Here is a 6950-nt window from a genome sequence, read left to right as displayed (position 1 = left end):
CTCTGGCTAGAGAAAATAAAATTAAATATAACTATGATTCAATACGTTAGTAAATCTCTTAACCAGAGTTCAGGTTAGTTAAAAATAATTCTTAATTAGCATTGGAAAGTGCATGTAAATAATTTAGAATGAACGTTCATTCTAAAGTTTAAATTCAAGTTAAAAGGTAATTTAATATGCAGCGTTCCCGCATCGCGCTATTGGTATTTTCGGCCCTCGTTGGTTCTGTCGTTTTAACTGGTTGTGATCAGGCTGCTGAGCAACCTAAAGCTACTGCTTCTCAAGGCACTCCAGTAGGTGTAGTTACGATAAAAAGCCAAACACTTACACTTAAACAAGAATTACCAGGGCGTGTAAGTGCATATCAAATAGCAGAAATTCGTCCTCAAGTTAGCGGTATTGTGCAATCTCGTTTGTTTACAGAAGGTACGCAAGTAGAAAAAGGACAAGCGCTATATCAAATAAATCCAGCCATTTTTGAAGCTGAGCTTGCAGCAAGTGAAGCAGCTGTAGCCCGTGCTGAGGCGAGTATTGCCAGCAGTAAATCAAAAGCTGCGCGTTATAAAGAGTTATTGGCAATTAAAGCTGTAAGTCAGCAAGACTTTGACGAAGCAGATGCAACTGCTAAACAGGCAAAGGCTGAGTTACTTACTGCGAAAGCGCAATTACAGGCTGTACAAATTAATTTAGATTACAGCCATGTGGCATCGCCTATTAGTGGTCAAATTAGTAAATCGAGTGTGACTGTTGGTGCTTTGGTAAGTGCTAATCAAGCAATGGCATTGGCAACAGTCACGCAGCTTGATCCAATTTATGTTGATTTAACACAATCGAGTAATGAGTTAACCAAGCTTAAAAAAGCGTTGTCGTCGGGCTCGTTAAGTGTTGATGCAGATATTCAAACCGAGGTTGAGCTTTATATGGAAGACGGTTCGGTTTATCCGCATAAGGGCACCTTACAGTTTTCAGAAGTAACGGTTAATCCAAGTACGGGTTCGGTAACATTGCGAGCTAAATTTTCTAACCCTGAGAAACTACTTTTACCGGGTATGTATGCCCGTGCATCTATTGTTGAAGGGGTTCAAGAAAATGCTGTTTTGGTTCCGCAGCGTGGTGTAACGCGTAATACCAAAGGCCAGCCAACGGCTATGGTGGTAAGTGAAAATAATACAGTAGAGAGCCGAGTACTAGAAGTTGATAGAACAATAGGTTCGAACTGGTTAGTGACTAAAGGTTTATCTGCTGGTGATAAGTTAATTGTTGAAGGCTTACAAAAAATACGTCCTGGCGCGCCAGTGATTGTCACTGAAGCAACACCTTTAGCCACTCAAGCGCAATAACGGAGAGTTTAAATGTCACGATATTTTATCGATAAACCGATATTTGCTTGGGTACTCGCTATTATTGTTATGTTAGCGGGTATTTTAGCAGTTAAAAGTTTACCTATTGCACAGTATCCTTCTATTGCACCGCCTGCGATTAGTATTACTGCAAATTACCCAGGTGCATCAGCGCAAACCTTAGAAGACTCTGTAACTCAAGTTATTGAGCAAAAAATGAAAGGGCTAGACGGCTTGTTATATATGTCGTCAACGTCAGAGTCGAGTGGCTCAGCAACGCTTACATTAACGTTTAATGCTGATACAGACCCTGATATTGCTCAGGTTCAAGTACAAAACAAATTAGCAACCGCAACGCCCTTGTTACCAGAGGAAGTACAACGCCAAGGTGTTGTAGTAGCCAAAGCGGCGCGTAACTTTTTATTAGTATTAGGTTTTGTGTCTAAAGATGGCAGCATGACTAATATTGATATTGGTGATTATGTAGCCTCAAACGTGCAAGATATTGTTTCTCGTGTTGATGGTGTAGGTGAAGCGCAGTTATTTGGCTCGCAGTACGCTATGCGTATTTGGTTAGATCCAGCAAAATTACAAAACTTTAAGTTAACGCCAAACGATATTGGCGCGGCAATTACTGCACAAAATGCGCAGGTTTCTGCCGGCCAACTCGGTGGTATGCCTGCGATTGCAGGGCAGCAGTTAAATGCGACAATAACGGCACAAAGCCGTTTGCAAACACCTGATCAGTTTGAAAACATTTTAGTTAAAACCAATAGTGATGGCTCAGTAGTGCGTCTAAAAGATGTAGCTAGAGTAGAACTGGGCGGTGAAAATTATGGTGTAGTTGCACGTTTTAATGGTGATCCGGCTGCGGGTATTGGTATAAAGCTTGCCAGTGGTGCTAACGCACTAGATACCGCAGAGGGCGTTAAAAAAGCATTAGAGGACTTAAAACCGTTTTTTCCTGAAGGTTTAGATGTTGTTATTCCTTACGACACCACACCATTTGTATCTTTGTCGATTGAAAAAGTAGTAAACACGTTAATTGAAGCTGTGATACTTGTGTTTGTTGTAATGTATTTGTTTTTACAAAACTTTCGTGCAACGTTAATTCCTACTATTGCAGTACCTGTTGTACTACTGGGTACGTTTGCAATTTTGTATACCTTTGGTTATTCAATCAATACGTTAACTATGTTTGCTATGGTACTTGCCATTGGCCTGTTGGTTGATGATGCGATTGTTGTAGTAGAAAACGTAGAGCGCTTAATGACAGAAGAAAAACTGTCGGCGTTAGATGCAACACGTAAATCGATGGACGAAATTAAAGGTGCATTGGTAGGTATTGCTATGGTGTTGTCGGCAGTATTTATTCCGATGGCGTTTTTTAGTGGCTCTACCGGTGTTATTTATCGTCAGTTCTCTATTACTATTGTGTCGGCAATGGGCTTGTCGGTATTAGTGGCACTTATTTTAACGCCTGCACTATGTGCAACCTTACTTAAGCCAAGTCATGTACACGATAAAACATCATTTATGGGGCGTTTTTTCTCTGGCTTTAACCGTGGTTTTGATAAAACAAACCGTGGTACCCAAGGTATTGTTGGCCGTATGATCAGCCAATCAAAGCGCTACTTACTTATTTATGGTGTGCTTGTAGGTGGCATGGTGTATGTGTTTTCAAGCTTACCAACCGCTTTTTTACCAGACGAAGACCAAGGTATATTATTTAACCAAGTAATGTTGCCTGCAGGCTCTACTATTGAGCAAACGTTAGGTGTAGTTGAAAAAGTAGAAAACCATTATTTGAATGACCAAGCAGAAGCCGTAAGTTCTATTTTTACGGTAACAGGCTTTAGTTTTGCCGGTTCTGGGCAAAACTCAGCAATTGGTTTTGTGAGCTTAAAGCATTGGGATGAGCGCCAACGTGACGACCTATCGGTAAATGCAGTAGCAGGTAAAGGAATGGGGTATTTTTCAACCATAAAAGAAGCGTTTGTATTTGCTTTCCCACCACCGGCAATTGTAGAACTTGGTACAGCTAATGGCTTTAATATGTTTTTACAAGACCGCGTTGGCTTAGGCCATGACGAGCTATTAAATGCACGTAATATGTTGTTGGGTATGGCAAGCAAAAGCCCTGTTTTAGCGGGTGTGCGTCCAAATGGCCAAGAAGACATGCCAGAGCTGCAACTTGATATTGACCTTGCAAAAGCGGAAGCATTGGGCGTTACTCAAACCGATATAAATAGTACTTTGTCTACCGCATGGGGTAGCCGCTATGTCAATGACTTTATTGACCGCGGCCGCGTGAAAAAGGTATACATGCAAGGCGAAGCTGATTCGCGCATGGTGCCAGAGGACTTAAATAAGTGGTACGTGCGTAATAATAATGGCGATATGGTGCCGTTTGCAGCATTTGCTAGTTCGCACTGGTCTTACGGCTCACCACGCTTAGAGCGCTACAATGGTTTTTCTGCGATGGAAATTCAAGGTAGTGCAGCACCTGGCTATAGTACAGGGCAGGCTATGGATGAAATGGAGCGTTTAGTTAAGCAATTGCCAAACGGTATTGCTTCTGAGTGGTCGGGTATATCTTATCAAGAACGCTCAAGTGGTGGGCAAGCGCCTTTACTGTATGGATTGTCGCTGTTGTTTGTATTTTTATGTTTAGCTGCGTTATACGAAAGTTGGTCAGTACCATTTGCTGTAATGATTATTGTGCCACTGGGTATATTTGGTGCGATTATGGCGGCATTAATTGGTAACTTATCAAACGATATTTACTTACAAGTAGGCTTGTTAACCACCATAGGTTTGGCTTCTAAAAACGCGATATTAATAGTTGAATTTGCTATTCATAAAATGGAAGAAGGCCTGAGCTTAGTGGATGCTGCAATAGCTGCTGTTAAACTGCGTTTACGCCCAGTATTAATGACCTCGCTGGCCTTTATTTGTGGTGTTGTACCTTTGGCTATTGCGTCGAGCGCAGGGTCGGGTGCACAAAATGCGCTGGGTATCTCTATTATTGGTGGTACATTAGCTGCCTCTACCTTAGTGGTGTTATTTGTGCCTTTGTTTTTTGTTTTAGTACGTAAAACATTCTCAAGTAAATCGGCAGTAGCAACGAAGGAGAGCGAATAATGAACTTAAAAACATTAGGTTTAAACGCACTTACTTTAGCTGTATTAACGGGGTGCCAACTTGCCCCAGAGCAACAAGAAATAGCTTTACCTGTGCCTGATGCGTATGCATCGGGTGCAGAGCAAGCGCAAGCTCCGCAGCTAAATTGGCAACAGTTTTTTAACGATGAAAAACTGCAAGCGTTAATTGCACAGAGCCTTGAGCATAATAAAGACTTACAAATTGCTGCATTAAATGTGCAGCGCGTGCGTGGCTTATATCAAATAGAAGACTCGGTATTATTTCCATCGCTTGATATAAATGGATCTGGATCGCGTCAGCGCTTGCCGGGTGATTTATCGAGTACTGGTGAGCCGCGTATTAATTCGCAGTACAGTGCTACCGTAGGTATTACCTCGTATGAGCTTGATATATGGGGCAAGGTGCGCAATCAGTCAGCGCAAGCACTGCAAACCTTATACTCTACGCAGCTGAGCCAATACAGTATGCAAGTGTCGCTTATTGCTGAGCTTGCTAATGCCTGGCTTAACTATGCAACCGACCAGCAGCTATTAGCACTGGCCGAGGAAACCCTAACGTCGCAACAGTCGTCGTTATCACTTACTCAACAAAGTTTTGATTTAGGTGCTGCATCAGCAATTACCCTAGAGCAACTTAAAAGTACGGTTGCTACAGCTAAAGTTGATATAGCAAAGTATAAGCGTTTATTAAAACGCGATAAAAATGCGCTTGATTTACTAGTAGGTAATAGCGTTGCCAGTGATTTACTGCCAAATGCGTCACTTAATCATTTACTCGACTTACCAGAAGTACCAGTTGGTTTACCGTCTGATTTACTCACGCAACGCCCTGATATTAAAGCGGTTGAGCATCAGTTGTTAGCGGCTAATGCAAATATTGGTATTGCGCGTGCTGCGTTTTACCCAAGTATTAGTTTAACCGCTAATGCGGGTACTGCATCAAGCGACTTAAGTGGTTTATTTGATGGTGGCTCGGGTACGTGGAGTTTTGTACCTACTATTAATTTGCCTATTTTTAATATGGGCCGTAACCAAGCTAATTTAGATGTTGCTAAAGCGGCGCAACAAATAGCGCTTACCACCTATCAGCAAAAAATTCAGCAAGCGTTTCGTGAAGTTGCTGACGTACTTGCAGATAGAGAAGGTTATAACGCCCAGCTAAGCGCACTTGAGCAGTTAGTGCAAAGCCGTCAAGCAACCTTTGATATTTCGCAAGCGCGTTACGACAAAGGTGCCGACAGTTACTTGCAAGTTCTTGATTCACAAAGAACTTGGTACAGTGCCCAACAGCAGTTAATTACGGGTAAGCAAGCATTACTTGCCAGTAAAATTAACTTATACAAAGCAGTTGGCGGCGGCTGGCAAATTACCTCACCAGCGGTGCAAGATTAAGTAGTCTATATGGTCTATAGCTTTTGCTATAGGCCATCACTAGAATGTTAAATTTATAATACTTCTAATTTAACAGCGCTTTATTTGCTGTAACTAAATATTTAGATGCAATTGGTTTTTATAATAGACAGGTTAAATAGTGGAGTTGTAAGTGACCCATAAAAGTAAAAGACATGCAGATCCTGCATTAGTCGAAGCACGGCGCACACAAGTACTAGATGCTGCAGCAGACTGCTTTCGTCGCAAAGGCTATCATGGGGCAGGCATGGCTGAAATTGCAAGAACTGCGGGTATGAGTGCCGGCCATATCTATAACTACTTTGAAAGTAAAGAAGCAATAATAGAGAGTATTATTGAGCAAGATATGCAAGAAATGTTTTCTATATTTCAAGAATTTGAAGAGCAGCCTGGCGATATCCTCACAATACTTTTAGGCAGTTTGCACAAAGGAGTGCAAAGGCATATGGATACCGGGGCGTGTGTAATCGATTTAGACATGATGGCAGAAGCGGCCAGAAACAATAAAGTGGCTACGTTACTACACGAGGCTGATACCCAAGCGCGCGATAGAATGAGACAGTTATTAATTAGCGATAGAAGCTTGTTAAAATCACACTCAGAGCAAGAACTCGATAGCCGTATTAATGTTATTTTTTCGATGATGGCGGGCTTATTTCTTCGAAAAATGCTCTACCCAGAACTCACCGAAGAAACGGTATTAATAGCACTTCGCCCTGCGATGAAAACGCTACTCATGCCTTTTGAAGCGCATGACGAAGTACTGTAAAAGCACTATAAAAAGTACTCTAAATTGGTATTAGAGCGGTTACAGGTTAAAACCGCTCGATTGACCATTGTAATGCAATCAGTGCTATGGTAAATGAGCCCACCGGCATTAACCATTTTTTATACCACTGATAGCCTCTTATGCAGATTAACACCGGTAATGCTACGAGTAAAATACTGAGCTGACCAATTTCTACCCAATAGCGCCAAGTGCTCCATCTAAATCTAATGAGCCAAAGCGAGTTAATTTAGGTGGTGGTGAAAGGCG

4 protein-coding genes and 1 pseudogene are annotated in these 6950 nt (G+C 41.8%); 4 read left to right on the top strand and 1 reads right to left on the bottom strand.

Annotation, left to right across the window (positions count from 1 at the left end; genetic code table 11):
* Window positions 1-176: 176 nt before the first annotated feature.
* The 4 genes from AAEZ18_RS18020 (at window position 177) to AAEZ18_RS18005 (ending at window position 6683) form a co-directional block, all read left to right on the top strand.
* Complete coding sequence (locus AAEZ18_RS18020; protein WP_350595452.1) at window positions 177-1340, top strand: efflux RND transporter periplasmic adaptor subunit; 1164 nt, start codon at window positions 177-179, stop codon at window positions 1338-1340.
* 12 nt (window positions 1341-1352) lie between these two features.
* Window positions 1353-4484, top strand: a complete 3132-nt coding sequence (locus AAEZ18_RS18015; RefSeq protein ID WP_350595450.1) for an efflux RND transporter permease subunit — start codon at window positions 1353-1355, stop codon at window positions 4482-4484.
* Complete coding sequence (locus AAEZ18_RS18010; protein ID WP_350595448.1) at window positions 4484-5896, top strand: efflux transporter outer membrane subunit; 1413 nt, start codon at window positions 4484-4486, stop codon at window positions 5894-5896. Before AAEZ18_RS18015 ends, AAEZ18_RS18010 begins: the two co-directional genes overlap by 1 nt.
* 151 nt (window positions 5897-6047) lie before the next feature.
* Complete coding sequence (locus tag AAEZ18_RS18005; RefSeq protein ID WP_350595447.1) at window positions 6048-6683, top strand: TetR/AcrR family transcriptional regulator; 636 nt, start codon at window positions 6048-6050, stop codon at window positions 6681-6683.
* Window positions 6684-6729: 46 nt separating this feature from the next.
* Here the strand turns inward: AAEZ18_RS18005 and AAEZ18_RS18000 are convergent.
* A pseudogene (locus tag AAEZ18_RS18000) lies at window positions 6730-6879 on the bottom strand (HupE/UreJ family protein); the annotation flags it as partial.
* Between the last annotated feature and the right edge of the window lie 71 nt (window positions 6880-6950).

This window comes from Pseudoalteromonas sp. 19-MNA-CIBAN-0066, assembly GCF_040308705.1.
GTDB lineage: Bacteria > Pseudomonadota > Gammaproteobacteria > Enterobacterales > Alteromonadaceae > Pseudoalteromonas > Pseudoalteromonas nigrifaciens.
This window is presented reverse-complemented; position numbering and strand designations above follow the sequence as displayed.

Bases quoted from the DNA above. Each gene is read 5' to 3' on its own strand.
- AAEZ18_RS18010 (WP_350595448.1), top strand. From the start codon at position 4,484: ATGAACTTAAAAACATTAGGTTTAAACGCACTTACTTTAGCTGTATTA.
- AAEZ18_RS18015 (WP_350595450.1), top strand. From the start codon at position 1,353: ATGTCACGATATTTTATCGATAAACCGATATTTGCTTGGGTACTCGCT.
- AAEZ18_RS18020 (WP_350595452.1), top strand. From the start codon at position 177: ATGCAGCGTTCCCGCATCGCGCTATTGGTATTTTCGGCCCTCGTTGGT.